Source organism: Streptomyces sp. NPDC107454 (assembly GCF_055582885.1).
Genome location: NZ_JBVJPA010000019.1, coordinates 177,538 through 202,430, shown reverse-complemented (window position 1 = coordinate 202,430; position 24,893 = coordinate 177,538). Strand labels below are relative to the sequence as shown.

Sequence of the window (24,893 nt, the reverse complement as noted above, 5' to 3'; positions counted from 1 at the left end):
GTCCGCGTCTTCCCCCTCTCCAACTGGACCGAACTCGACGTCTGGCAGTACATCGCCCGCGAAGGCATCGAACTCCCCGACATCTACTTCGCGCATCGCCGTGAGGTGTTCCGGCGCGGCGGGATGTGGCTGACCGCCGGTGAGTGGGGCGGGCCGCGCGCGAACGAGGTCGTGGAGAAGCGGCTCGTCCGCTACCGGACCGTCGGCGACATGTCCTGCACCGGCGCCGTCGACTCCGACGCGACCACGCTGGACGCCGTGATCGCAGAGATCGCCGCCTCCCGGCTCACCGAGCGGGGCGCCACCCGCGCCGACGACAAGATGTCCGAGGCCGCGATGGAAGACCGCAAGCGCGAGGGGTACTTCTAGACATGCCGACCATCGACACACTGCGGTTCGCGACCGCCGGCTCCGTCGACGACGGCAAGTCCACCCTGGTCGGACGACTGCTGCACGACTCCAAGTCGGTCCTGACGGACCAGCTGGAGGCCGTCGAGCGCGTCTCGGCGAGCCGCGGCCAGGACGCCCCCGACCTCGCCCTCCTCACCGACGGCCTGCGCGCCGAACGCGAACAGGGCATCACCATCGACGTCGCCTACCGCTACTTCGCCACGGCACGCCGCCGGTTCATCCTCGCCGACACCCCCGGGCACGTGCAGTACACCCGGAACATGGTCACCGGCGCCTCCACGGCCGAACTGGCGATCATCCTGGTCGACGCGCGGCACGGGGTGGTCGAGCAGACCCACCGGCACGCCGCCGTCGCCGCACTGCTGCGCGTCCAGCACGTGGTCCTCGCCGTCAACAAGATGGACCTCGTCGGCTACGAGCAGAAGGACTTCGAGCGGATCGTCGAGGACTTCGCGGGCCACGCAGCCGAGCTGGACCTGCCCGGCTTCACTCCGATCCCGGTCTCGGCGCTGTGCGGGGACAACGTGGTGGAGCGTTCGGCGCGCATGGACTGGTACGAGGGTCCGGCGCTCCTGGAGTTCCTGGAGACCGTGCCGGTGGGTTCCGAGCCCATGTCCGCTCCGGTGCGCTTCCCGGTCCAGTACGTGATCCGGCACGGCGAGGTCCGCCACTACGCGGGGCAGTTGGTGTCCGGAACGCTGCGGGTCGGGGACCGGGTCACCGTCCATCCCTCCGGAGAGACCTCCGAGATCGCCGGCATCGACGTGCTCGGCAAGGACGCCGGCCTCGCGTACGCGCCGCAGTCGCTGACCCTGCGCCTGGCCGACCAGCGCGATGTCTCACGCGGCGACATGATCACCGCCGGGCCGGACGCGCCCGCGCTCACGCAGGACGTCCGGGCGGCCGTCTGTCATCTGGCCGACCGGGCGCTCAGGGTCGGCGACCGGGTGCTGGTCAAGCACACCACGCGGACCGTGAAGGCGATCGTCAAGGACCTGGGCGGGGCGGGCGAGCTGACCACGAACGACCTCGGGCGCATCACCCTGCGCACCGCCGAGCCGCTCGCGCTCGACGACTACGCGGACGTACGCCGCACCGGCGCGTTCCTCCTCGTCGACCCGGCGGACGGCTCGACACTGACGGCGGGCATGGCCGACCTCTCCCGTTAGGTCCGCTCTTTCAGCGCCCTCAAGTCCCCAGCGAGAGCCGGGGCTTGGGGGCGTCGATGCGTCCGGTCTGCGGGCGGCGGCTGCCCGCGCGGTAGGGCTTGGGCCAGGCGACGCCCGGACCCTCGTACCCCTGCTCGGCCGCCGCGTGCAGCGTCCAGTGCGGGTCGTAGAGATGCGGCCGGGCGAGTGCGCACAGGTCCGTACGCCCGGCCAGGATCAGGGAGTTGACGTCGTCCCAGGAGGAGATCGCGCCGACGGCGATCACGGGGAGGCCGGTCTCGTGGCGGATCCGGTCGGCGAACGGGGTCTGGTACGAGCGGCCGTACTCGGGCTCTTCGTCGGCGACCACCTGCCCCGTCGACACGTCGACCGCGTCGGCTCCGTGCGCCGCGAAGGCCCGGGCGATCGCCACGCCCTCGTCCCCGGTGTTGCCGCCCTCGGCCCAGTCGGTGGCGGAGATGCGGACGGTCATCGGCCGCTCCTCCGGCCACACGGCCCGTATGGCGTCGAAGACCTCCAGCGGGAAGCGCAGTCTGCGTTCCAGCGAGCCGCCGTAGGCGTCGGTGCGCCGGTTGGTGAGCGGTGAGAGGAAGCCGGACAGCAGGTAGCCGTGGGCGCAGTGCAGTTCGAGGAGGTCGAAGCCGCAGCGGGCGGCACGCCAGGCGGCTGCCGCGAACTGCTCGCGGATGTCGGTGAGTTGGGCACGGGTCAGCTGCCGGGGGGTCTGGCTGCGCGGTCCGTACGGGATCGGGGAGGCGGCCACGAGGGGCCAGTTGTCCTCCTCCAGGGGCTCGTCCATGCCCTCCCACATCAGCTTCGTGGAGCCCTTGCGGCCGGAGTGTCCGAGCTGGACGCCGATCGCGGTGCCGGGTGACTGGGCGTGCACGAAGCGGATGATCCGCCCCCAGGACTCGGCCTGCCGGGGTGAGTAGAGGCCCGCGCAACCGGGGGTGATGCGGCCCTCGGCGCTCACGCACACCATCTCGGTCATCACCAGGCCCGCGCCGCCGAGCGCCCGTGCGCCCAGGTGGACGAGGTGGAAGTCGCCGGGGACGCCGTCCACGGCCGAGTACATGTCCATCGGTGAGACCACGACCCGGTTGCGCAGGGTCAGACCGCGCAGCCGGAACGGGGTGAACATCGGCGGTGTGCCGGGCGGGCAGCCGAACTCGCGCTCGACCGCCGCCGTGAAGTGCGCGTCCCGCAGCCGCAGGTTGTCATGTGTGACACGGCGGCTGCGCGTGAGGAGGTTGAAGGCGAACTGCCGTGCGGGCTGATGGAGATACAGCCCCAGGTTCTCGAACCACTCCAGGCTGGCCCGCGCCGCCCGCTGGGTGGACGCGACGACAGGGCGCCGCTCCTCCTCGTACGCGGCGAGTGCCTCGTCGAGGCTGGGCCGCTCCTCCAGGCAGGCGGCCAGCGCGAGCGCGTCCTCGACGGCGAGCTTGGTGCCGGAGCCGATGGAGAAGTGCGCGGTGTGCGCGGCGTCCCCGAGGAGGACCAGATTGCCGTGGGACCAGCGGTCGTTGACCACCGTACGGAAGGTGGTCCACGTCGATTTGTTGGACCGCAGCTGCCGCCCGCCGAGCGCGTCCGTGAAGATCTTGCCGCAGAGCTCGACGGACTCCTGTTCGTCGAGGTCCGCGAAACCGGCCGCCCGCCACACCTCCTCGCGCATCTCGACGATGACGGTGGAGGCGCCGGCCGCGTAGGGGTAGCCGTGCAGCTGCATCACGCCGTGCTCGGTCTCCGCGATCTCGAAGCGGAAGGAGTCGAAGGCGAAGTCGGCGGCGAGCCAGATGTAACGGCACCGGTGCTCCTCGACCGACGGTCCGAACACCTCCGCGTACGCCGCCCGGGTCGCACTGTGCACCCCGTCGGCGGCGATGACCAGGTCGTACGCCGTCATCAGCTCGGCGACCGGCGGGGCCTCGGCCCGGAAGCGCAGCTCGACGCCGAGCGAGCGGCAGCGCTCGTGCAGGATCTCCAGGAGCCGGCGCCGGCCGAGCGCCGCGAAGCCGTGGCCTCCGGAGGTGCTGCGCACGCCCCGGTGCACGATGTCGATGTCGTCCCAGCGCACGAACTCGTCCTGGAGCGCCGCGTACACGACCGGGTCGGCGTGCTCGATCCCGCCGAGCGTCTCGTCGGAGAGCACGACACCGAAGCCGAAGGTGTCGTCGGGGGCGTTGCGCTCCCAGACGGTGACCTCGCGGCCTGGGCCGAGGCGCTTGAGCAGCGCGGCGGCGTACAGCCCGCCGGGGCCGCCGCCGATGACGGCGACACGCACAGACGCACTCGTCCGCGTCACCACGGCTATCGCCCCCGCCACTTCGGCGCGCGCTTCTCCGTGAACGCCGCATGGAACTCGGCGTAGTCCTCGCCGGTCATCAGGAGGGCCTGGGTCGAGGCGTCGAGCTCGACGGAGGCGGCGAGGGGCATGTCCAGTTCGGCGGTGAGCAGGGCCTTGGTCTGGGCGTACGCGAGAGCCGGGCCCTCGGCCAGGCGGCGGGCCAGCCGCTGCGCGGCCTCATCCGCGCCGCCCTCGTCCGCCAGCTCGCTGATCAGGCCGATCCGCTCGGCCTCGGGCGCGCGCACCGGTTCGCCGAGCATCAGCAGCCGGGTCGCGTGACCGAGCCCGACGACCCGGGGCAGCAGATAGGCGGCGCCCATGTCGCCGCCGGACAGTCCGACGCGGGTGAAGAGGAAGGCGAACCGGGCGCTCGGGTCGGCCACCCGGAAGTCGGCGGCCAGGGCGAGGACGGCTCCGGCGCCCGCCGCGACCCCGTGCACCGCCGCGATCACCGGGAACGGGCACTCCCGTACGGCCCGCACGACCTGCCCGGTCATCCGGTTGAAGTCGAGGAGCTGGGCGGTGTCCATGGACAGGGTCGCGCCGATGATCTCGTCGACGTCACCGCCGGAGCAGAAGCCGCGCCCCTCCCCCGCCAGCACCAGCGCCCGTACCGACCGCTCACGGGAGAGCTCGGCGAGCAGATCGCGCAGGTCGGCGTAGGCGCCGAAGGTGAGGGCGTTGAGTTTCTCGGGGCGGGCCAGGGTGACCGTGGCGACCCCGTCGGCGACCTCGCACCTCAGGTGCTGCCAGTCGGAGGTGCGGGCGGCGGAGCCGGTGAAGGGACTCATGACGGGCGGCCTCCTCGGACGGGGGCGGCGGTCCGCGCCACAGGGCGCCGGACAGCGGGCGTCGTTACTCCACGAAGTTATCACCAGTCTGTGACTGTCGTCACGACCACGCAATAACGTGGTCGGGAAGTGACCGTTTCCCGTCACCGCGTCACGGGTTCTCGATAGCCCCGTAACGGCGGGAGCACCGCGCGGGAGAGGGGGCGTTGAGCTGGGTACGGGGCCTCATGCCGAGCCGAACGTCCTGGGAGGGCGCCCACCGAATGTCCTGGAAAGCGCCCGCCTGACGTCTCCGTCCGGCCGCGCCGTACCATTCCTCACGTTGAAAGCAGGACAACCTGCTCCATGAACGGACCCACCTTGCACGACACCCCCGCCCCCGCCTCCTGGCGCATCGCGCTGCCGCACACCGCCGCGGCCGTGCCGGTCGCCCGCGCCCTGGTCCGCACCGCGCTGGCCGAGCTGAAGCACGCGGCCGACAGCGACACCGCGGAACTGCTCACCGCGGAGCTGGTCGCCAACGCCGTGGAGCACACCGCGGGGGACGGTCCCATAGAGCTGGTCGTGGAGCTGATGCCGACCGGCTGTCAGGTCGAGGTGCACGACCCGGACCCGGAGCCGCCCGGCAACCTCACGGTCCCGGAGCCGCCCGGTGAGCCCGACCCCTGGCAGGAGCACGGGCGCGGCCTCCTCCTGATCCGCACCCTCAGCTCCTCCTGCGGCCACCGCCCCACCGGCTCCGGCAAGGCGGTCTGGTTCAGACTGCCTGTGGTGCCCGCTCAGCGGCGTCCGGCGTGACCTCGGCGCCGGGAGCGGCTCCAGCCGCGGCCAGCCGGGAGTTGCGGCGCCCGTAGAGCACGTACACGAGGAAGCCGGCCGCCAGGAAGCACGCGAACTGGATCCAGGTCGTCCAGCCCGTCTCGTACATCAGGTACAGACAGAAGCCGATGCCGAGCAGGGGCACCACGGGGTAGAGCGGCACCCGGAACGTCCTGGCGAGACCCGGTTGCCGGCGCCGCAGCGCGATCACCGCGACGTTGACGGCGGCCATGGTGGCGAGCGTGCCGATCGTCGTCAGGTTGACGACGGCGTCGAGCGGGGCGAAGGCCGCCGGGACGGCGAAAACGACGGCGACGATCAGGGTTCCCGCGACCGGTGTCGAGGTCTTCGGCGAGATCCTCTCGAAGACCCGCGGCACGAGCCCGTCGCGGGACATGGACATGAGGATGCGGGTCTGACCGTACATCACCGCGAGCACGACCGAGGCGATGGCGACGACCGCTCCGAACGCGACGACCCCGGCGCCGACCGTGGAGCCGGTGACCACGTTGACGACGTACGACAGCGCGGCGGGCCGCCCGGCGACCGCGTCGCCGCCGACGGCTCCGATCGCCGCGAGGGCCACCGCGCAGTACAGCAGGGTGACCAGACCGATGCAGACCAGGATGGCGATCGGGATGTTGCGGCGGGGGTCCTTGGCCTCCTCGCCTGCCGTGGTGATCGCGTCGAAGCCGATGTACGAGAAGAAGGCCGCCGTGGTGCCCGCGCCGATACCGCCCAGCCCGGCCGGGGAGAACGGCGTGAGGTTGCCGTCCTTGAAGGCGCTGAACCCGATCGCGCAGAAGGCGACGAGCACCACGAGCTTCAGCACGGCCATGGCCGCGGTCGCCCGGGCGCTCTCGCGCACCCCGCGGATCAGCAGGACCGAGGCCAGCGCGATCACGATGACCGCGGGGAGGTTGACGATCCCGCCGTCGGACGGGCCGGCCGAGAGAGCGGCGGGCAGCTGCACGCCCAGGAGGCTGTGCAGCAGCTCGTTGACGTACTGGCTCCAGCCGACCGCCACGGCCGACACGGAGACGCCGTACTCCAGGAGCAGGCACCAGCCGACGAGGAAGGCCGTGCCCTCACCCAGTCCCGCGTAGGCGAAGGAGTACGAGGATCCGGAGACCGGGATCGCGCCGCCGAGCTCGGCGAAGGAGAACGCGGTGAAGACGCAGGTGATCGCCGCGAGGATGAACGACACGACCACGGCGGGTCCGGCCTGTGCGACCGAGTCGGAGAGTCCGACGAAGATCCCGGTGCCGACGATCGCGCCGACGCCGAAGCAGATGAGCTGGAAGAGACCCATGGTCCGCTTGAGGCCATGACCTTCGCGGTCGGCGCCTGATTCGGCCATCAGCAGCTGGGGGGACTTGATGCGTGGAGCGGACATGCGGGTGGTGCTCATTTCCGGTGGTGCGGGGTGCGACGGGGTCGGTCGCACGGCGGTCGCGGAAGGGGTGGCTCCGGACCGCCGGTCAGGATAAGGCCTGCGGGGACGGCCGTCAGGCCAGGACCTCGGGGATTCCCGGTCGGCCGAGGGTGGCGACCATGATCGCCTTGATGGTGTGCAGCCGGTTCTCGGCCTCGTCGAAGACGACCGAGTGCGCCGACTCGAACACCTCGTCGGTGACCTCCAGCGAGTCGAGGCCGTGGGTCTCGTGGATCTCGCGGCCGACCTTGGTGCCCAGGTCGTGGAAGGCCGGCAGGCAGTGCAGGAACTTCACGTCCGGGTTGCCGGTGGCGCGCAGCACGTCCATGGTCACGGCGTACGGGGACAGCGCGGCGATGCGCTCGTCCCACACCTCCTTGGGCTCGCCCATCGAGACCCAGACGTCGGTGGCGACGAAGTCGGCGCCGTGGACGCCCTCACCGAGGTGCTCGGTGAGGGTGACGCGCCCGCCGCTGCTCTCGGCGAGCTTGCGGGCCTCGGCGACGATCTCCGCGGCGGGCCAGTAGGCCTCCGGGGCGACGATCCGGACGTCCATGCCGAGGAGCGCCCCGGTGACCAGATAGGAATTGCCCATGTTGAAACGGGCGTCACCCAGGTAGGCGAAGGCGATCTCGCCGAGCGGCTTGTCGCAGTGCTCGGTCATGGTGAGCACGTCGGCGAGCATCTGGGTGGGGTGCCAGTCGTCGGTCAGACCGTTGTAGACGGGCACTCCGGCGTACGCGGCCAGCTCCTCGACGGAGGCCTGGCTGTCGCCCCGGTACTCGATCGCGTCGAACATCCGGCCGAGGACACGCGCGGTGTCCTTCACGGACTCCTTGTGGCCTATCTGCGAACCGGACGGGTCCAGATACGTCGTCGACGCGCCCTGGTCCGCGGCGGCGACCTCGAACGCGCAGCGCGTACGGGTCGAGGTCTTCTCGAAGATCAGCGCGATGTTCCTGCCCCGCAGGTACTGCGTCTCGGCCCCGGCCTTCTTGGCCGCCTTGAGCTCGGCGGCCAGCTCGATCAGACCGCGGATCTCCTCCTCGGTGAAGTCCAGCTCCTTGAGGAAGTGGCGTCCGGCGAGGGCGGTCGGGACTGTCGCCATGGGGGCGCTCCAGAGGTACGGGGACGGGGCGAACAAGGGAACGATTGGAAGTCTATACGATCGCCCACATTTCTATACGGTACGTCCCGGGCGACCTCGCGACCGGCCACGCCCCCATCAGACCCCCACCCCGTCCCTCTCCACGGGACAGCTCATACACCGAGGCCCGCCCCGCCCCCTCCCCAGCTCGCTCCCCGGAATCTCGATCACCTCAATACCCTGCTTCCGCAGGTGCGTATTGGTGGTCACGTTCCGCTCATAGGCGACGACGACCCCGGGCTCCACCGCGAGGACATTGCACCCGTCGTCCCACTGCTCCCGTTCCGCCGCATGCACATCCTGTGTCGCGGTCAGCACCCGGATCTCACTCAGCCCCAGTGCCGCCGCGATCGCACGGTGCATGTGCTCCGGCGGATGGTCGGTGACCTTCAGCTCCTTGTCCCCCGAGCCCGGTTCGATGGTGTACGAGCGGAGCATGCCGAGCCCCGCGTACTGAGTGAAGGTGTCGCCGTCGACCATCGTCATCACGGTGTCGAGGTGCATGAGGGCCCGCCGCTTGGGCATGTCGAGCGCCACGATCGTACGGGCCGACCCGGCGGCGAACAGCTTGTGCGCGAGCATCTCGACGGCCTGCGGCGTCGTCCGCTCGCTCATGCCGATGAGCACCGCACCGTTGCCGATGACGAGCACGTCACCGCCCTCGATGGTGGACGGGTAGTCCGCCTGCCCCTCCGACCAGAGGTTGAAGTGCTCGTCGCGGAAGAGCGGATGGTGCCGGTAGATCGCCTCGAAGTGCACGGTCTCCCGTTGCCGCGCGGGCCAGCGCATGGCGTTGATGGAGACCCCGTCGTAGATCCAGGCGGAGGTGTCCCGGGTGAAGAGGTGATTGGGGAGCGGGCCGAGGAGGAAGTCGTCGAGGTCCATGGCATGGAAGCGCACGGAGGTCGGCTCCGGGTGCGCGTCCAGGAACTCCCGTTTGGTCATCCCGCCGACCAGCGCGGCCGCCAGTTCCGGGGCGGGCAGGGTCTCGAAGGCCGCCCGGAGGTGGTCGGTGGCCAGCGGCCCGTACTCCTTCTCGTCGAAGACCCGGTCCAGGACGAGCGATCTGGCCACCGGGATCTCCAGGGCCTCGGTGAGCAGGTCGCCGAAGAGATGGACGGTGACCCCGCGGTCGCGCAACACGTCCGCGAACCCGTCGTGCTCCGCCCGGGCCCGGCGCACCCACAGCACGTCGTCGAAGAGCAGGGCGTCCTTGTTGCTGGGGGTGAGCCTCTTGAGCTCGAGGTCGGGTCTGTGCAGGATGACGCGGCGCAGCCGCCCGGCCTCGGAGTCGACGTGGAATCCCATGCCTCCATCCTGACCATCCGGACGCCTGTTCACCCGTGGATCGACGGGAGACGGGCGAGTTGATTTCGTCCCCTTGACGATAAGGGCGCCCCTTCGTTATCGTCATTGCGACGACAAAAGCGCATCACAGTGGGTCGCCGGGATCGCCCGGCGGCGAGGGGGTACCCATGGCCGACATCACCCGGCGTCTCGGCTGGCGCCATCTGCGCGGGGCGCCCACCGCCCATGTCCGGCACCACCGGTCGGGCCGACTGGCGCACGACGGGCCCGGACTCAGCTTCTGGTACCGCTCCCTGACCGCCACGCTCTCCGAAGTCCCGGTCGACGACCGCGAGTTGGCGATGACCTTCCACGCCCGCACGTCCGACTTCCAGGACGTCGCGGTGCAGGCGACCGTCACCTACCGGATCGTCGATCCCGGGGTCGCGGCCGCGCGGCTCGACTTCTCCATCGACCCCGACACCGGGGTCTGGCGCGGGGCGCCCCTCGAACAGCTGGGCTCGCTGCTGACCGAGACGGCCCAGCAGCACGCGCTGGACGTACTGGCCCGTACGACGCTGGCAGCGGCCCTGGTGGACGGCGTCGCATCGGTACGGGAGCGGATCGCGGGCGGGCTCGCCGCCGAACCCCGGCTGCCGGCGACGGGGATCGAGGTGGTGGCCGTACGGGTCGTCGCGCTGCGCCCGGAACCCGAGGTGGAGCGGGCACTGCGCACTCCCGCCCGCGAGCAGATCCAGCAGGAGGCGGACAAGGCGACGTACGAACGCCGGGCCGTCGCCGTCGAGCGGGAGCGGGCGATCGCCGAGAACGAGCTCGCCAGCCAGATCGAACTCGCCCGGCGTGAGGAGCAGTTGGTCGATCAGCGCGGCACCAACGCGCGGCGCGAGGCGGAGGAGCACGCGGCGGCGGACGCGGTGCGGGCCGGGGCGGAGGCGGCGCGCACCGTGCGGCTCGCGGAGGCGGAGGGCAGCCGGGTGGTACAGCTCGCCAAGGCCGAGGCCACGGCCGCGCGGGAGATCGGCGAGGCGCGGGCCGAGGCGCAGGCCGCCTGGCTGCGGGTCCACGGAGACGTGGATGTCGCCACGCTGCACGCCCTGACGGGCACGCGGCTCGCGGAGAACCTGCCGCGCATCGACAGTGTGACGGTGTCGCCGGACGTCCTGACGGGCCTGCTCGCACGGCTGGGCAACGGGGCCGCCGGGGGGCCGGAGCAGTGAGTCTCGCGCCCCGGGTCGTCCTCGTCCATCGCACCACGGAGTACGAGGAGTTGGTGGCCCGGCACGGGACGCACGGACAGGCGGCGTTCTTCCTCTCCTCCCGGGGGCGCGACATCGAGGAGGTGGCCGAGCGGCACCGGCGGGCGCGGGAGGCACTGGCGGAGGTGGTCGCGGCGGTGCCGCTGACCTGGCGTCAAGCGCGCGTCGAGCGGGGCGACCTGGACCGCTTTCTGTTCGCCCCGGAGGACGTGGTGGTCGTGGTCGGGCAGGACGGGCTGGTGGCGAACGTGGCCAAGTACCTGACCGGACAGCCGGTGGTGGGGATCGACACCGACCCCGGACGGAACCCGGGGGTGCTCGTGCGGCACCGGCCGCGCGACGCGGGCGCGCTGCTCGCCGCGGCGCGCGGGGGCCGGGCCGACGAGCTGACCATGGTCGAGGCGGTCGCCGACGACACGCAGCGGCTCCTCGCGCTCAACGAGATCTATCTCGGAACCGCGAGCCATCAGACGGCCCGCTATCGGCTGGGGCTCGACGAGTACGGGGGTGCCGTCGAGCCCCAGGCCTCCTCCGGGGTCCTGGTGGGTACCGGGACGGGCGCCAGCGGGTGGCTCCGCTCGGTGTGGCAGGAGCGGGGCGGTGAGCTGCCACTGCCCGGGCCCGCGGAGGAACGCCTTCTCTGGTTCGTCCGCGAGGCCTGGCCGTCACCGGCCACCGGCACGTCCCTCGTCGCCGGCTCCCTCACCGCCTCCGCCCGCCTCTCCCTCACCGTCGAGTCCGACCGCCTCATCGCCTTCGGCGACGGCATGGAGAGCGACGCGGTGGAGCTGGTGTGGGGGCAGACGGTACGGGTGGGGGTGGCGGGGGTGAGGCTGCGTCTGGTGAGCTGACAAACACCGGACGACCCCAGGCTTTCAGGGGCGCGGGGCGAGAACCGCTACAGACGTGGGTCCACCGGCTCCGACTCCAGGGCCAGCACCCCGAACACCGCCTCGTGCACCCGCCACAACGGCTCCCCCTCCGCCAGCCGGTCCAACGCCTCCAGCCCGAGCGCGTACTCCCGCAGCGCAAGCGACCGCTTGTGGTTCAGGAAACGCCCCCGCAGCCGGGCGAGGTTCTCAGGACGCGTGTACTCAGGGCCGTAGATGATCCGCAGATACTCACGGCCCCGGCACTTGATGCCGGGCTGGACAAGACGCCCCTGTCCGCTCCGCACCACCGCCCCGACCGGCTTGACGACCATGCCCTCACCCCCGCGCCCGGTCATCTCCAGCCACCAGTCCACCCCGCCCCGCACGGACTCCGCGTCCCCGGTGTCCACGAACAACCGCCGAGTCGTCTGCAGCAACCCGCTCCCGTCGTGCTCGACCAGCCGGTCGATGAGCGCGAGCTGCTCGTCGTGCGGCACCGCGGCGAGACTGCGGCCCTGGACCCCGAGGATCTGGAAGGGAGCGAGCCGCACCCCCTCCAGCCCCTGAGTCGGCCAGCAGTACCGCCGGTACGCCTCGGTGAACGCCGCCGCGTCCGCGGCCCGCTCCCGCTGCGTGCCGAGCAGCTCCCGGACGTCGACCCCACGCTCAGCGGCCCCTTCGAGCGCGGCCAGCACCCCCGGGAACGCCGCCCCTGCCGCGGCGCCGACCGCCGCGTACTGGCTGCGCAGCAACCCGGACGCCTTGAGCGACCACGGCATCAGCTCGGCGTCGAGCAGCAGCCAGTCCGTACGCAGTTCCTCCCACAGCCCGGCCGCCGTCACCGCGTCCCGCAGTCGCCCGAGGATCTCCTCGGTGACGTCGGAGTCGTGGAAGAAGGGCCGGCCGGTACGGGTGTACAGCGCCCCCGTGGGCCCCTCCGCGACGCCGAACCGCTCCCGAGCCACCCCCGCGTCCCGGCAGACCAGCGCCACCGCCCGCGACCCCATGTGCTTCTCCTCGCACACGACGCGGGCGACGCCGTCCTCCTTGTACTGGGCGAAGGCCTCGGCGGGGTGTTCGAGGTAGCCCTCCACCTGGGAGGTCGCCGTGGGCGCCATCGTCGGCGGGAGGTAGGGCAGCAGGCGCGGGTCGACCGCGAACCGGCTCATGACCTCGAGGGCCGCCGCCGCGTTCTCCTCCCGTACCGACACCCGCCCGGCGTACCGCGTCTCGACGACCCGCCGCCCGTGCACGTCGGCGAGGTCGAGCGGCCGCCCCTCGTGTCCGCCGGGAGCCTCGGAGGCCAGCGGCTTCGTCGGCTCGTACCAGACCCGCTCGGCCGGTACGTCGACGAGCTCGCGCTCCGGCCAGCGCAGCGCGGTGAGCTTGCCGCCGAACACGGCTCCGGTGTCGAGGCAGATGGTGTTGTTCAGCCAGGTGGCCGTGGGGACCGGGGTGTGACCGTAGACGACGGCCGCCCGGCCCCGGTAGTCCTCCGCCCACGGATAGCGCACCGGCAGGCCGAACTCGTCCGTCTCCCCGGTCGTGTCGCCGTACAGCGCGTGCGAGCGCACCCGGCCCGACGTACGGCCGTGGTACTTCTCGGGCAGTCCGGCGTGGCAGACGACGAGCCGCCCGCCGTCCAGGACGTAGTGACTGACCAGCCCGTCGACGAACTCCCGCACCCGCGCGTGGAATTCCTCGCTCTCGCCGTCCAGCTGCTCGATGGTCTCGGCCAGTCCGTGGGAGTGCTGGACCTTGCGGCCCTTGAGGTGGCGGCCGAGCTTGTTCTCGTGGTTGCCCGGCACGCACAGCGCGTCGCCGGCCGCGACCATGGACATCACACGGCGCAGAACTCCGGGCGTGTCCGGGCCGCGGTCGACGAGGTCGCCGACGAAGACGGCCGTACGGCCCTCCGGGTGCGCCCCGTCGACGTAACCGAGCTTGCCGAGCAGGGTCTCCAGCTCCGAGGCGCAGCCGTGGATGTCACCGATGATGTCGAAGGGGCCGGTGAGGTGGGTCAGGTCGTTGAACCGCTTCTCCGTCCGCACCTCGGCGCTCTCGATCTCCGCCACGCCCCGCAGGACGTGCACCTTGCGGAAGCCCTCGCGCTCCAAGTGCCGCAGCGAACGGCGCAGTTCACGAATGTGGCGCTGGATGACGCGGCGCGGCATGTCGACGCGGTCGGTGCGCGAGGCGTTGCGTTCGGCGCACACCTCCTCCGGCACGTCGAGCACGATCGCGATGGGCAGCACGTCGTGCTTCTTGGCGAGTTCGATCAGCTGGCGGCGGCTCTCCTGCTGGACGTTCGTGGCGTCCACGACGGTGCGCCGGCCGGCCGCGAGCCGCTTGCCCGCGATGTAGTGGAGGACGTCGAAGGCGTCGCCGCTGGCGCTCTGGTCGTTCTCGTCGTCGGCGACCAGGCCGCGGCAGAAGTCGCTGGAGATGACCTCGGTCGGCTTGAAATGCCGGCGGGCGAAGGTGGACTTGCCGGAGCCGGACGCGCCGATCAGGACGACGAGGGAGAGGTCGGTGACGGGCAGGGTGCGCCCCTGGGCCTGGGTGGTGTCGTTGCCGGTCATGCGGCCTTCTCCTCCTTCGTGGTGGTCGGGGCGGTGGTGGCGGTGGCGAGGGTGAAGACGGCCATCTGGGTCGGCGGACCGACCTCCGGGTCGTCGGGGCCGACGGGCGTGAACTCCACCTCGTATCCGTGCCGCCCGGCCACCTGGCGGGCCCAGGTCCAAAACTCCTCCCGGGTCCACTCGAACCGGTGGTCGCCATGGCGGGAGTGACCGGCCGGGAGGGTCTCCCAGCGGACGTTGTACTCCACGTTCGGTGTCGTCACCAGGACCGTACGGGGACGGGCCGAGCCGAAGACGGCGTACTCCAGGGCGGGCAGCCGGGGCAGGTCGAGGTGCTCGACGACCTCGCTGAGCACGGCGGCGTCGTACCCCTTGAGGCGGTTGTCGGTGTACGCGAGCGAGCCCTGGAAGAGCCGCACGCGCGCGGCCTGCCGCTCGCCCATCCGGTCCAGCTTGAGCCGCCGCGAGGCGATGGTGAGCGCGCGTATCGACACATCGACACCGACGATCTCCGTGAACCGCACATCCTTGAGCAGAGCCTGCACCAGCTGCCCCTGCCCGCAGCCGAGGTCGAGCACGCGGGCCGCGCCCGACGCGTGCAGCGCGGCGAGGATCGCGTCCCGGCGCTGGACGGCGAGCGGCACCGGCTTCTCCTGCGTGTCCGCCTCCGCGTCGACAGCGTTGTCGATCTCCTCGACCTCGGTGTCGTCGGCCTCGGCGAGCCGTACGAGCTCCAGCCGCTCCATCGCCTCCCGCGTCAGCGACCAGCGGCGCGAGAGGTACCGGTCGGCGATCAGCTTCTGCTCGGGGTGGTCCGGCAGCCAGCCCTCACCCGCCCGCAGCAGCTTGTCGACCTCGTCGGACGACACCCAGTAGTGCTTGGCGTCGTCGAGCACCGGAAGCAGGACGTAGAGGTGACGCAGGGCTTCGGCCACGGTCAGACCCGACGCCTCCAGTTCCATGCGTACGTAGCGGGAGTCGCCCCATTCGGGAAACTTCGCGTCCAGCGCCACGGCCCCGACCGCCACCGTCCACCCGAGCGGCTCGAACAGCTTGCGTACGAGGTCGGCGCCGCCCCTGGCGGGAAGCGCGGGCACCTCGATCCGGAGCGGCAGCGGCCGCGCCGGCAGGCCCGGCTTCGCGGCGCACTGGCCCTTCATCGCGCTGGAGAACACCGCGCTCAGTGCCACGGCGAGCAGGGACGAGGCGGCGTACGGGCGGTCGTTGACGTACTGCGCGAGCGCGGCGTCGGGTGCGCCGCCACGGCCCTTGCCCTTGCCGCGCCGGACCAGCGCCACCGCGTCGACCTCCAGCAACAGTGCGGCCGTGCACCGCTCGACGGACGCCTCGGGGTAGAGGACGTGCGCCGTGCCGTAGGAGGTCGAGAACGCCTGCGCGTTGTCGGGATGCTTGTGCAGCAGGAAGCCGAGGTCGGTGGCGGGGCGCTCTGGGGTACCGGTGGTACTGATCGTCAGGAACACTGGAATCTGCCTCGAAATGTTTTCTGAGCTGTGCAAACCTCACCTGCGCCGAGCGCCGGTGAACCACAGCGGGGGAGAGCGCACCGGGGGATCACTGCTCCCGGCCTGTCGTCGGCGCGCCTGCTCCAACGTATAGCGAACGCTGCCGGCAGACCCTGGAATTTTCCCGCCGAGCTCCGTGGCAGCGGTTCCAGCTGAGGCGGCTGATGTGACCGGTGCATGATGGATGCATGGATCTTCGAGTCTTCACAGAACCGCAGCAGGGAGCGACCTACGAGACGCTGCTCCGCGTCGCCAAGGCCGCCGAAGACCTCAACTACGGAGCTTTCTTCCGTTCTGACCACTACCTGCACATGGGATCCGTCGACGGGCTTCCCGGACCCACCGACGCCTGGATCACGCTGGCGGGTCTCGCCCGTGAGACGAGCCGGATCCGCCTCGGCACGCTCATGACGGCCGGTACCTTCCGCCTCCCCGGCGTCCTCGCCATCCAGGTCGCGCAGGTCGACCAGATGTCGGGCGGTCGGGTGGAACTCGGTCTGGGCTCCGGCTGGTACGAGGCCGAGCACGAGGCGTACGGAATTCCGTTCCCCAAGGAGAAGTTCGGGCGGCTGGAGGAACAACTCGCCATCGTCACGGGCCTGTGGGAGACGCCCGTCGGTGAACGGTTCACCTACGAGGGGAAGTACTACCAGCTCAAGGACTCCCCCGCGCTGCCCAAGCCCGCGCAGCCGAAGGTGCCGGTCCTGATCGGCGGCCACGGTGCCAAGCGCACGCCCGAGCTGACGGCGCGGTACGCCGACGAGTTCAACATCCCCTTCGCCTCCCTCGCGGACACGAAGCAGCAGTTCCAGCGGGTGCGGGCGGCGGCCGAGCTGGCCGGGCGCAAGGGTGACGACCTCGTGTACTCGAACGCGCTCGTCGCCTGTGTCGGCAGGAACGACAGCGAGGTGAAGCGGCGCGCGGACGCCATCGGGCGGGACGTCGACGAGCTCAAGGCGAACGGGCTCGCGGGCTCTCCGGCGGAGGTCGTCGAGAGGATCGCCCAGTACCAGGCTGCCGGGTCGCAGCGGATGTACATGCAGATGCTGGACCTCGACGACCTGGACCACCTGGAGTTGATCGCCGCGGAGGTCATGCCGCAGCTCGGCTGAGATCGCGTTCCTCGGGCCCTCGGCCGGTGACATCCGTCAACTCCTCGTGCGATGCGGGTTGGTGGCAGTGACTCGGGTCGGTGGTGATCGTCGGGCTCGGGCGGAGCCGGACCGCCCGGCGCCGGCCGAGGGCCGAGGAGACCGTCATGTCGCAGGACGCCCGGTCTGAAACGATGCGCGCAGCGCTCCTCAAGGGGCGCCGGGAACTGCGCGACCAGCCCCCACCCACCCGCAGGCGACCGACACCCCCGGGGGCTGGGGCGGAGCCCCGGGAGGAGGGGACGGGTAGGGGCGGCGGGGGCGAGAGAAGATCCCCTGTCTACCCCGTCGCCCGCCCCCGCTCCACCACCCCCTGATCCCGCGCCGCCAACCGTCTCAGCATCTCCAGGACCCGGTCCCGGGACTCGTCCGCCGCGTCGATCGCCTCCATGCACTGCCAGTACCTCCCCTGATCGTCCGCCGCGCAGGCGATACCGACGAGGGCGATACCGACCTCGCCGAGGAGACCCCCGAGGCACAGCAGGGACTCTCGCGCATCACCCAACTCGGTGAGCTGAGCGGCGCGCAGGTCGGCCATGTCGGGGGGCGGCGCGTCCAGCACACCGCAGCCCCGGCCCGCCAGCTCCGTCAGTCCAAGCGCCTCGCCCCGCAGTTCAGGCGGCCCCGAGACGGCGAAACGACTCCCTATGGCCTGAGCCAGGGCCTGCGCCTGCCACGCCTCCGCCACCACCTCGATCGTGTCCCCGCTCCCCGCGAGGGCGCGTCTGCTCGCCCCGATGAGCCGCACCGCGTCCATGCGCTGCCCCCGTCTGTCCCGACGCGCTCGTCGCACGTCCACCCGAACTCCCCTGTCCACTACCCAGAGTGAGAGCCCGCGAGACGAAAAGCCAGAGGAAGACCGAAATCTGTGGACACAGAGTTGAATGTGGACAACTCAACGACTTCGGAGAGTGACAACCGGACCTGGCGCTTCCCCGCCGCCCTCACCCCGGCCCCTCCGCGAAGCACCGCGGCTCCTCCACGACAGCACCGCGCACCGCGCAATGCCGGGCTCCCCTACGCCCCCTCCCCCACCGGAAACCTCCGCTCGTTCCGGTCGATCTTCGCGTCGAGCGCCGCCAGCGCGTCGATGCCGAGCACCTCGCACAGCTGGAGCAGATACGCCAGCACGTCCGCCACCTCGTCCGTGACGCGGTGCGCGGTGTCGGCGTCGTCCATGACCCGCGCCGATTCCTCGGGCGTCAGCCACTGGAAGATCTCGACCAGTTCGGACGCCTCCACGCTGAGCGCGGCGACCAGGTTCTTCGGCGTGTGGTACTGCTGCCAGTTCCGTGCGGCCGCGAACTCGGCCAGCCTGCGCTGCAACTTCGCCACATCCAGTTCACTTTCACTCACGGCGTCAGGTCTACCACCGTGACCCCCGGCACCTCGCACACCCGGACGGCATCGCCCACCGCACCCACCAGCCGGATGTGCCCCCGCTCGCACATCCGCGCCGCCAGCCGCACCAGCTCCCCGGCCTGCCGCACGTCCAGCCCCCGGTCGAGGCCGTCGGCCAGCACCGTCAGCGTCTGCAGCGCGGCCGGGACCTCCCCCGCCGGGTCGACCTCCAGCACGCCGGGCCCCGTGAGCAGCACCAGGGCCAGCGCCAGATACCTCAACTCGCCGTCGCCGAGCAGCCCCAGGTGCGTACGGACGCCGTCCCCGCGGTCGAGGAGCGCGCGGACCGTGCCGTCGCCGAGCGGCTCGGCCAGGACGTCCGTGACGGGGCCCGCGCAGCCGGCCCGTACCGCCGTGACCAGGTGCGCGTAGCGGTGGCCGCACTCCGACCGGGTACGCCACAGCACCTCGGCGAGGTTGTCGCAGCCCCGGAGCAGCCGCCCCGCGCCGAGCGGGGCGGCGGCGCGCATCCGTCGGGGGCTCGGGTCGCAGGCGTACACGGACCGCAGGGCGACGACCAGCTGCTCGGCCGCGGCGAGGACCCGCCGTTCGCCGTCCGTCCGGCCGGCGACGCGCAGGGGCAGCAGCGCGGTGCCGAGGCGGTCGTCGGGGAGCGGGCCCCGGGTGACCGCCGACGTGCCCGCCGTGTGCCAGGCCGCCTGGACGACACGGCGGCCGGGGTCCCGTAGCGCGGTCTCCAGGAGGGTCAGGCCGCCCGCGGTCAACCGCTCGCCGACGATGCGCAGTTCGGGCTCGGCCTGTACGGCGACATCGAGCCGTACGGGTCCTTCGGGGCCGTCGACCGTGCAGCCGATGCGGAAGCCGCGCCGTCGCTGGGCGTCGGGCCTGGCCCGCTCGGGCACACAGGCAACCGGGTCCGGGAACACCTCACCCAGCGCGGCGCCGCCGCCCAGCCGCGCCAGTGCCTCGTACGCCCGCAGGGCACCGGTCTTGCCGCTGCCGCTGGGGCCGGTGAAGAGGGTGAGGGGGCCGAGCGGGAACCGGGCGCGCCGGTGTGCGGCGAAGGAGGCGAGCCTGAGTTCGGTGGCGCCGGGCCGGTCGGGGCGCGCCTCGGCCTGGGCGGGGGCCGCCAGAGATGACACGGTCATATGTGGACGGTAAGGGCCCCCTGACGGACGAACCGCAGGCGAACCGTTACAGCCTGGTGGCCTTCCCACGATCGAGGGACCAGCGCGCGCCCGCGCGCGGTGCCCGGCCCTGGTCGCCCCTGGTCAGATCCCAGGAACCCCCCGCCCTCCCTTGATCTTGATCAGATACCGGGAACCCCCGCCCCTTCCATCAGCCCTCGCACCTCGGTCCCGCGCGGTGTCAGCAGGAACACGTTGCGGTCGACCCGGTGCATGCCGCTCGCCAGACCGAAGACCACCCCCGTGCTGAAGTCCAGCACCCGCTTGGCGACCTCGGTCTCCGCGCTGGTCAGGTCGAGCAGCACCGGGATGCCCGACATCAGCGTCTCGGCGACGTCGCGGGCGTCCGCGAACACATTGACCCGCAGGACCACGAAGCGGCGCCGCGTCTCGGTCACGGCCTCGGGTATCGACCGGTGATGCACCGCGGAGGGCCAGGCGTCCCGGCCCCGAAGCGGAACGACCTGGGCGAGCCCTTCCCACTGCTCGTCGGTGACGTCGTGGCTGTTCACTGGCCCACCCCGTCCTGGCTCGCACTCATTGTCTGCACCGGCCAATTCTTACGCATGGTCACCTGTTCGGCCCAACAGCGACACGGTCCGCGACACCCTCACATCGCCCGTCGGCCGGTTGTGCAGCGGGCGTAACCCTCCAAGATCCGACCATGTGACATCCGCGTAACGGGCAATTCGTACTGTCGTCGGCATGACCACGACCCCCCGCCCGGAGCAGGTCCGGACCGTCTGCTCGTACTGCGGTGTGGGCTGCGGCATGGTCCTCGACATCGGCCGGGGGCCGGACGGGCGGCGTACGGTCCTGAAGGCGTCCGGGGACAAGCGGCACCCCGCCAACTCCGGACGGCTCTGCACCAAGGGCGCGACCACGGCCGACATGCTCGCCGCGCCCGGCCGGCTGACCACCGCGCTCGTGCGCGAGGACCGCGGCGAGGAGCCACGGCCCCTGCCCGTCGACGCGGCCCTCGCCGAGACCGCCCGGCGCCTGCGCGCGATCATCGACGAGCACGGCCCGGACGCCGTCGCCTTCTATGTCTCCGGGCAGATGACCCTCGAAGCGCAGTACCTCGCCAACAAGCTGGCCAAGGGCTTCGTGGGGACGAACCAGATCGAGTCGAACTCACGGCTGTGCATGGCGAGCGCGGGCACCGGCTACAAGCTGTCGCTCGGCGCCGACGGACCGCCGGGGTCGTACGACGATCTCGACCGCGCGGACGTGTTCCTCGTCATCGGGTCCAATATGGCCGACTGCCATCCGATCCTCTTCCTGCGGCTCATGGAGCGTGTGAAGGCCGGGGCCAAGCTGATCGTCGTCGATCCACGGCGCACCGCGACGGCGGCGAAGGCCGATCTGTTTCTGCAGATCAGGCCCGGAACCGACCTCGCGCTGCTCAACGGACTGCTGCACCTGCTGCACGAAGGCGGCTGCACGGACCCGGACTTCATCGCCCGGCACACCGAGGGCTGGGAGGCGATGCCCGCGTTCCTCGCCGACTATCCGCCCGCGGCCGTGGCCGACATCACCGGCATCCCGGAGGACGACATCCGGGCGGCGGCGCGGCTGATCGGTGAGGCCGGGGAGTGGACGAGCTGCTGGACCATGGGGCTCAACCAGTCCACGCACGGCACCTGGAACACCAACGCGCTCGTCAATCTCCATCTCGCCACGGGCGCCATCTGCCGGCCCGGCAGCGGACCGTTCTCCCTCACCGGTCAGCCCAACGCCATGGGCGGGCGCGAGATGGGGTACATGGGTCCCGGGCTGCCCGGGCAGCGGTCGGTGCTGGTGGACGAGGAGCGTGCCTTCGTAGAGGAGTTGTGGGGGCTGCCGGTCGGGAGCATCCGCAAGGACGGGGTGGGGCAGGGCACCGTCGAGATGTTCCGGAAGATGGCCGAGGGGGACATCAAGGCCTGCTGGATCATCTGCACCAACCCCGTCGCCTCGGTCGCCAACCGCCGGACCGTCATCGAAGGGCTCGAAGCCGCCGAGTTCGTCGTCACCCAGGACGTCTTCGCCGAGACCGAGACCAACGCGTACGCCGATGTCGTGCTCCCCGGCGCGCTGTGGACGGAGGCCGAGGGCGTCCTGGTCAACAGCGAGCGGACGCTGACCCTGGCGCGGTCCGTCGTCGACCCGCCCGGGGAGGCGCGGGCGGACTGGCGGATCATCGCGGCCGTGGCCCGCGCCATGGGGTACGAGAAGGGGTTCTCGTACGACAGTGCCGAGCAGATCTTCGAGGAGATCAAGGAGGCGTGGAACCCGAAGACCGGGTGGGATCTGCGGGGTGCCTCCTACGAGCGGCTGCGGGGCGGACCCGTGCAGTGGCCCGTCGCGCGGGAGGACGGGCCCGCGCGGAATCCGATCCGGTATGTGGAGCCGGCGGGCGACGGTGAGTTGTCGTTTCCCACCGCGAGCGGACGGGCCGTCTTCTACGCGCGGCCCCATCTGCCGCCCGCCGAGATGCCCGACGACGACTTTCCGTTCGTGCTCAACACCGGGCGTCTGCAGCACCAGTGGCACACGCTGACCAAGACGGGGAAGGTGGCCAAGCTCAACAGGCTCAACCCCGGGCCGTTCGTGGAGCTGCATCCGCAGGACGCGGCCGCCCTCGGGATCGGGGAGGGGGACTCGGTGGAGGTCGCCTCCCGGCGGGGGCGGGCCGTGTTGCCGGCGGTGGTGACGGACCGGGTGCGGGTGGGGTGCGTGTTCGCGCCCTTCCACTGGAACGACCTGTTCGGGGAGTACCTGAGCATCAACGCGGTGACCAGTGACGCGGTGGATCCGGTGTCGTTCCAGCCGGAGTTCAAGGTGTGCGCGGTGTCGCTGGCGCGCGTTGCCGCCCGAAGGGCGCTACCGGAGACGCCCTACGGGCCGAAGGTGCCCGACGGGCCGATGATGTCCGACGGGCCGATGATGTCCGACGGAGTCGTGACGGCGGCCGGAGGCTTCGGTCTGGAGCCCGCTCCCCCGCCCGTGCTCTCCTCCGTCGAGCGGCAGTACCTCAGCGGCTTTCTCGCCGGGCTCCCCTCCGGGCTCCCGGGCGTGCCCGTCCTCCCCCCGGACGCCCCCTTCGGCCCCGAGCACGCCCTCTGGGTGAACGGCGTGCTCGCCGGGATGTACTCGCGCTCCGCGCCCCCGGCGGCTCCCGCGCCGGAGTCCGCGGGCCGTGAGGTGGTGGTGCTGTGGGCCTCGCAGACCGGGAACGCGGAGGAGTTCGCGACGGCCACCGCCGAGCGGCTCGCCGCCACCGGGCACCGGGCGCGACTGGTCGGCATGGACGAGGCGGACGTCGGCGCGCTCGCCCGCAGCGCAGATCTGCTCTTCATCACCAGCACCTTCGGGGACGGTGACGCGCCCGACAACGGGTCCGGCCTGTGGGACACCTTGTCCGGGCACGAGGCCCCGCGGCTGGACGGCGTGCGCTATGCCGTGCTGGCCTTCGGCGACTCCTCGTACGACGACTTCTGCGGGCACGGGCGTCGGCTGGACGCGCGCCTGGACGAGTTGGGCGCCGTACGCCTGGCTCCCCGTACGGACTGCGAACCGGACTACGAGCCGAACGCGGGCGCCTGGCTGGAGCTGATCCTCACCGCGCTCGGCGGACGGACCGAGATGTCCAGGACGCCCGAAACATCCGAGATATCCACTGCAATTGAGATATCCGAGACATCCAGGGCACCCGAGTCGCCACGGACCGCCAAGCCCTCCAAGTCCTCCAAGCCCGCGCCGGCCGCCACCGCCCGTCTCACCGGCAACCGGCTGCTCAGCCTGCCCGGCGCCGGCAAGGAAGTACGCCGGTTCACCTTCGACACCCGGGACAGCGAGAGCCCGCTGCCGTACGAGGCGGGGGACGCGCTCGGCGTACGGCCCGTCAACTCGCCCGTTCTGGTCAGCGAATGGCTGGAGACGGTCGGCGTCGACGGCTCAACGGCCGTCGATGTGGCGAGTGTTGGCGAGGTCGCCTTCGGCAAGGCCCTGCTTCGGCATTTCGACATCACGCGGATCACCCCGGATCTGCTGCGCTTCGTGGGCGAACGGACGCGTGACGGGCGCGAGTTGAGGAAGCTGCTGCGTCCGGACAACAAGGGAGAGCTGGCCCGCTGGTCGTGGGGGCGGCAGGCCGTGGACGTCGTGGCCGAGCATCCGGTGCGCGCGTCGGCGGCGGAGTGGGCCGCGGTGTTCAAGCGGTTGCAGCCCCGGCTGTACTCGATCTCGTCGAGTCCGCTCGTCGACCCGTACCTCGTCTCGCTGACCGTCTCCGTGGTGCGGTACGAGAATCCGGTCGGCCGGGCGAGGGGCGGGGTCTGTTCGCCCTTCCTCGCCGATGCCGAGCCGGAGGCGGAGGTCCCGGTCTACGTGCAGCGGTCGCCGCACTTCAGGCCCCCGGCGGACGCGACGACACCCACGGTGATGGTGGGGCCCGGTACCGGAGTCGCGCCGTTCGTCGGATTCCTCGAGGAGCGCCGGGCGCTCGGCCATCGGGCGCCGAACTGGCTGTTCTTCGGCGAGCAGCACCGCGCCACCGACTTCTACTACGAGGACGAGCTGACCGGCCTGCTCGACGACGGCACACTCACCCGGCTCGACACGGCGTTCTCGCGCGACCAGCGCGCCAAGGTCTACGTCCAGGACCGGATGCGTGAGCACGGGCCCGAGCTGTGGCACTGGCTCCAGGACGGCGCCCGCTTCTATGTGTGCGGAGACGCCTCACGGATGGCCAAGGACGTCGACCGGGCGCTGCGGGACATCGCCGTCACGCACGGCGGTCTGGGCGAGACGGAGGCCACCGCCTACGTCAAACAGCTGGCGGCGGAGAAGCGGTATGTACGGGACGTGTACTGAGACCTGGGAGACACGGGGTGTGGTGAGCCCACCGAGAGCCGCGAGTTGCACATAATTGGCGAAACTCGACTATTCACAGCGCACCGGCATCCGTCGTTCGCTGCCCCACCGCACCGCACATTGAGGCGCACGCATGAGCCTGAGCATCCGCAACCAGCTCCCCGGAACCGTCACCTCCGTCACACCGGGCGAGGTGATGGCGACGGTCAAGGTCCGCCTCGACGGCGGTCAGGACCTCACCGCGGCCATCACCGCGGAGGCGGTCGAGGATCTGGGTCTCACCGCGGGTTCCACGGTCCGCGCCCTGGTCAAGTCGACGGAGGTGTCCCTGGCCACCGGGCCGGTCGACGGGGTGAGCATCCGCAACCAGTTCCCGGGCACGGTGACGGAGGTCTCCACGGGCGGGGCCATGGCCCGCGTCAAGGTCGAGGTCCCGGGCGGCGAGCTGACCTCCGCGATCACCAAGGACGCGCTGACGGAGCTCGGCCTGGCGGCCGGATCGACGGTCGTGGCGCTCATCAAATCCACCGAGGTGTCCCTCTCCAACGCCTGAGACACCCCCGTATGTCACGTCAAAGCATGAGACGCCCTTATATGAGACGCTCCCGCATGACACGCACCCACATCGGCCGTAAACACTCTTCTTACCACCCTCATACCGGACTCTTCACGT

General features: G+C 71.3%; 19 protein-coding genes. 8 read left to right on the top strand and 11 right to left on the bottom strand.

Annotation, left to right across the window (positions count from 1 at the left end; translation table 11 throughout):
- Positions 1-369, top strand: a 369-nt coding sequence (locus tag ACZ69M_RS40350; protein WP_470057920.1) for a phosphoadenosine phosphosulfate reductase domain-containing protein, incomplete at its 5' end; no start/stop codon positions are given.
- Positions 370-371: 2 nt separating this feature from the next.
- Entirely contained in the window at positions 372-1,580 is a 1,209-nt protein-coding gene (locus ACZ69M_RS40345; RefSeq protein ID WP_470057918.1) for a sulfate adenylyltransferase subunit 1, read from the top strand.
- Positions 1,581-1,599: 19 nt separating this feature from the next.
- Here the strand turns inward: ACZ69M_RS40345 and ACZ69M_RS40340 are convergent, their stop codons facing one another.
- A complete protein-coding gene (locus ACZ69M_RS40340) occupies positions 1,600-3,867 on the bottom strand; it encodes a bifunctional salicylyl-CoA 5-hydroxylase/oxidoreductase (RefSeq protein WP_470057917.1) in 2,268 nt (755 codons plus the stop codon).
- A gap of 26 nt (positions 3,868-3,893) precedes the next feature.
- A complete protein-coding gene (locus ACZ69M_RS40335; RefSeq protein WP_099920224.1) occupies positions 3,894-4,721 on the bottom strand; it encodes an enoyl-CoA hydratase family protein in 828 nt (275 codons plus the stop codon).
- Positions 4,722-5,066: 345 nt separating this feature from the next.
- Between ACZ69M_RS40335 and ACZ69M_RS40330 the strand changes: the two genes are divergently transcribed.
- The gene (locus ACZ69M_RS40330; protein WP_060897576.1) at positions 5,067-5,519 is read left to right on the top strand and encodes an ATP-binding protein; all 453 of its coding nucleotides are present in this window, start codon (positions 5,067-5,069) and stop codon (positions 5,517-5,519) included.
- On the opposite strand, the gene ACZ69M_RS40325 is transcribed toward ACZ69M_RS40330, so the two are convergent.
- The 3 genes from ACZ69M_RS40325 to ACZ69M_RS40315 all read right to left on the bottom strand — a co-directional run bounded on the left by ACZ69M_RS40325 (position 5,479) and on the right by ACZ69M_RS40315 (position 9,430).
- Entirely contained in the window at positions 5,479-6,936 is a 1,458-nt protein-coding gene (locus ACZ69M_RS40325; protein WP_470057914.1) for an amino acid permease, read from the bottom strand. The genes ACZ69M_RS40330 and ACZ69M_RS40325 overlap by 41 nt on opposite strands.
- 112 nt (positions 6,937-7,048) lie before the next feature.
- Positions 7,049-8,083: an ornithine carbamoyltransferase gene (gene argF, locus ACZ69M_RS40320; protein ID WP_470057912.1), complete on the bottom strand. Its 1,035-nt coding sequence runs from the start codon at positions 8,081-8,083 to the stop codon at positions 7,049-7,051.
- 117 nt (positions 8,084-8,200) lie between these two features.
- Positions 8,201-9,430 (bottom strand): arginine deiminase, encoded by a 1,230-nt coding sequence (locus tag ACZ69M_RS40315; RefSeq protein WP_352053409.1) that lies wholly within the window; start codon positions 9,428-9,430, stop codon positions 8,201-8,203.
- Between the two features lie 167 nt (positions 9,431-9,597).
- Between ACZ69M_RS40315 and ACZ69M_RS40310 the strand changes: the two genes are divergently transcribed.
- Both ACZ69M_RS40310 and ACZ69M_RS40305 read left to right on the top strand, forming a co-directional pair.
- A complete protein-coding gene (locus tag ACZ69M_RS40310; RefSeq protein WP_352053410.1) occupies positions 9,598-10,647 on the top strand; it encodes an SPFH domain-containing protein in 1,050 nt (349 codons plus the stop codon).
- Positions 10,644-11,537: a hypothetical protein gene (locus ACZ69M_RS40305; RefSeq protein WP_470057910.1), complete on the top strand. Its 894-nt coding sequence runs from the start codon at positions 10,644-10,646 to the stop codon at positions 11,535-11,537. Before ACZ69M_RS40310 ends, ACZ69M_RS40305 begins: the two co-directional genes overlap by 4 nt.
- A gap of 47 nt (positions 11,538-11,584) precedes the next feature.
- Here ACZ69M_RS40305 and ACZ69M_RS40300 read toward each other — a convergent pair whose 3' ends face one another.
- Both ACZ69M_RS40300 and ACZ69M_RS40295 read right to left on the bottom strand, forming a co-directional pair.
- A complete protein-coding gene (locus ACZ69M_RS40300; RefSeq protein WP_470057908.1) occupies positions 11,585-14,140 on the bottom strand; it encodes a polynucleotide kinase-phosphatase in 2,556 nt (851 codons plus the stop codon).
- Complete coding sequence (locus ACZ69M_RS40295; RefSeq protein WP_470057906.1) at positions 14,137-15,621, bottom strand: 3' terminal RNA ribose 2'-O-methyltransferase Hen1; 1,485 nt, start codon at positions 15,619-15,621, stop codon at positions 14,137-14,139. The genes ACZ69M_RS40300 and ACZ69M_RS40295 overlap by 4 nt, the downstream gene beginning before the upstream one ends.
- 230 nt (positions 15,622-15,851) lie before the next feature.
- Between ACZ69M_RS40295 and ACZ69M_RS40290 the strand changes: the two genes are divergently transcribed.
- Positions 15,852-16,775: an LLM class F420-dependent oxidoreductase gene (locus ACZ69M_RS40290; protein ID WP_470057904.1), complete on the top strand. Its 924-nt coding sequence runs from the start codon at positions 15,852-15,854 to the stop codon at positions 16,773-16,775.
- Between the two features lie 319 nt (positions 16,776-17,094).
- Here the strand turns inward: ACZ69M_RS40290 and ACZ69M_RS40285 are convergent, their stop codons facing one another.
- The 4 genes from ACZ69M_RS40285 to ACZ69M_RS40270 form a co-directional block, all read right to left on the bottom strand.
- Entirely contained in the window at positions 17,095-17,571 is a 477-nt protein-coding gene (locus ACZ69M_RS40285) for a DUF6099 family protein (protein ID WP_382011838.1), read from the bottom strand.
- A gap of 260 nt (positions 17,572-17,831) precedes the next feature.
- Positions 17,832-18,170 carry a nucleotide pyrophosphohydrolase gene (locus ACZ69M_RS40280; RefSeq protein WP_075030563.1) on the bottom strand — a complete coding sequence of 113 codons (339 nt, stop codon included), beginning with the start codon at positions 18,168-18,170 and terminating at the stop codon, positions 17,832-17,834.
- Positions 18,167-19,324, bottom strand: coding sequence for an AAA family ATPase (locus tag ACZ69M_RS40275; RefSeq protein ID WP_470057902.1), 1,158 nt, complete (start codon positions 19,322-19,324; stop codon positions 18,167-18,169). Before ACZ69M_RS40275 ends, ACZ69M_RS40280 begins: the two co-directional genes overlap by 4 nt.
- 161 nt (positions 19,325-19,485) lie before the next feature.
- Positions 19,486-19,875 carry a cell division protein SepF gene (locus tag ACZ69M_RS40270; RefSeq protein ID WP_403699707.1) on the bottom strand — a complete coding sequence of 130 codons (390 nt, stop codon included), beginning with the start codon at positions 19,873-19,875 and terminating at the stop codon, positions 19,486-19,488.
- A 193-nt stretch (positions 19,876-20,068) separates the two neighbouring features.
- Here ACZ69M_RS40270 and ACZ69M_RS40265 point away from each other — a divergent pair, with 193 nt between their 5' ends.
- Positions 20,069-24,220 (top strand): molybdopterin-dependent oxidoreductase, encoded by a 4,152-nt coding sequence (locus ACZ69M_RS40265; protein ID WP_470057901.1) that lies wholly within the window; start codon positions 20,069-20,071, stop codon positions 24,218-24,220.
- 133 nt (positions 24,221-24,353) lie between these two features.
- Entirely contained in the window at positions 24,354-24,773 is a 420-nt protein-coding gene (locus tag ACZ69M_RS40260; RefSeq protein WP_470057900.1) for a TOBE domain-containing protein, read from the top strand.
- Positions 24,774-24,893 lie beyond the last annotated feature (120 nt).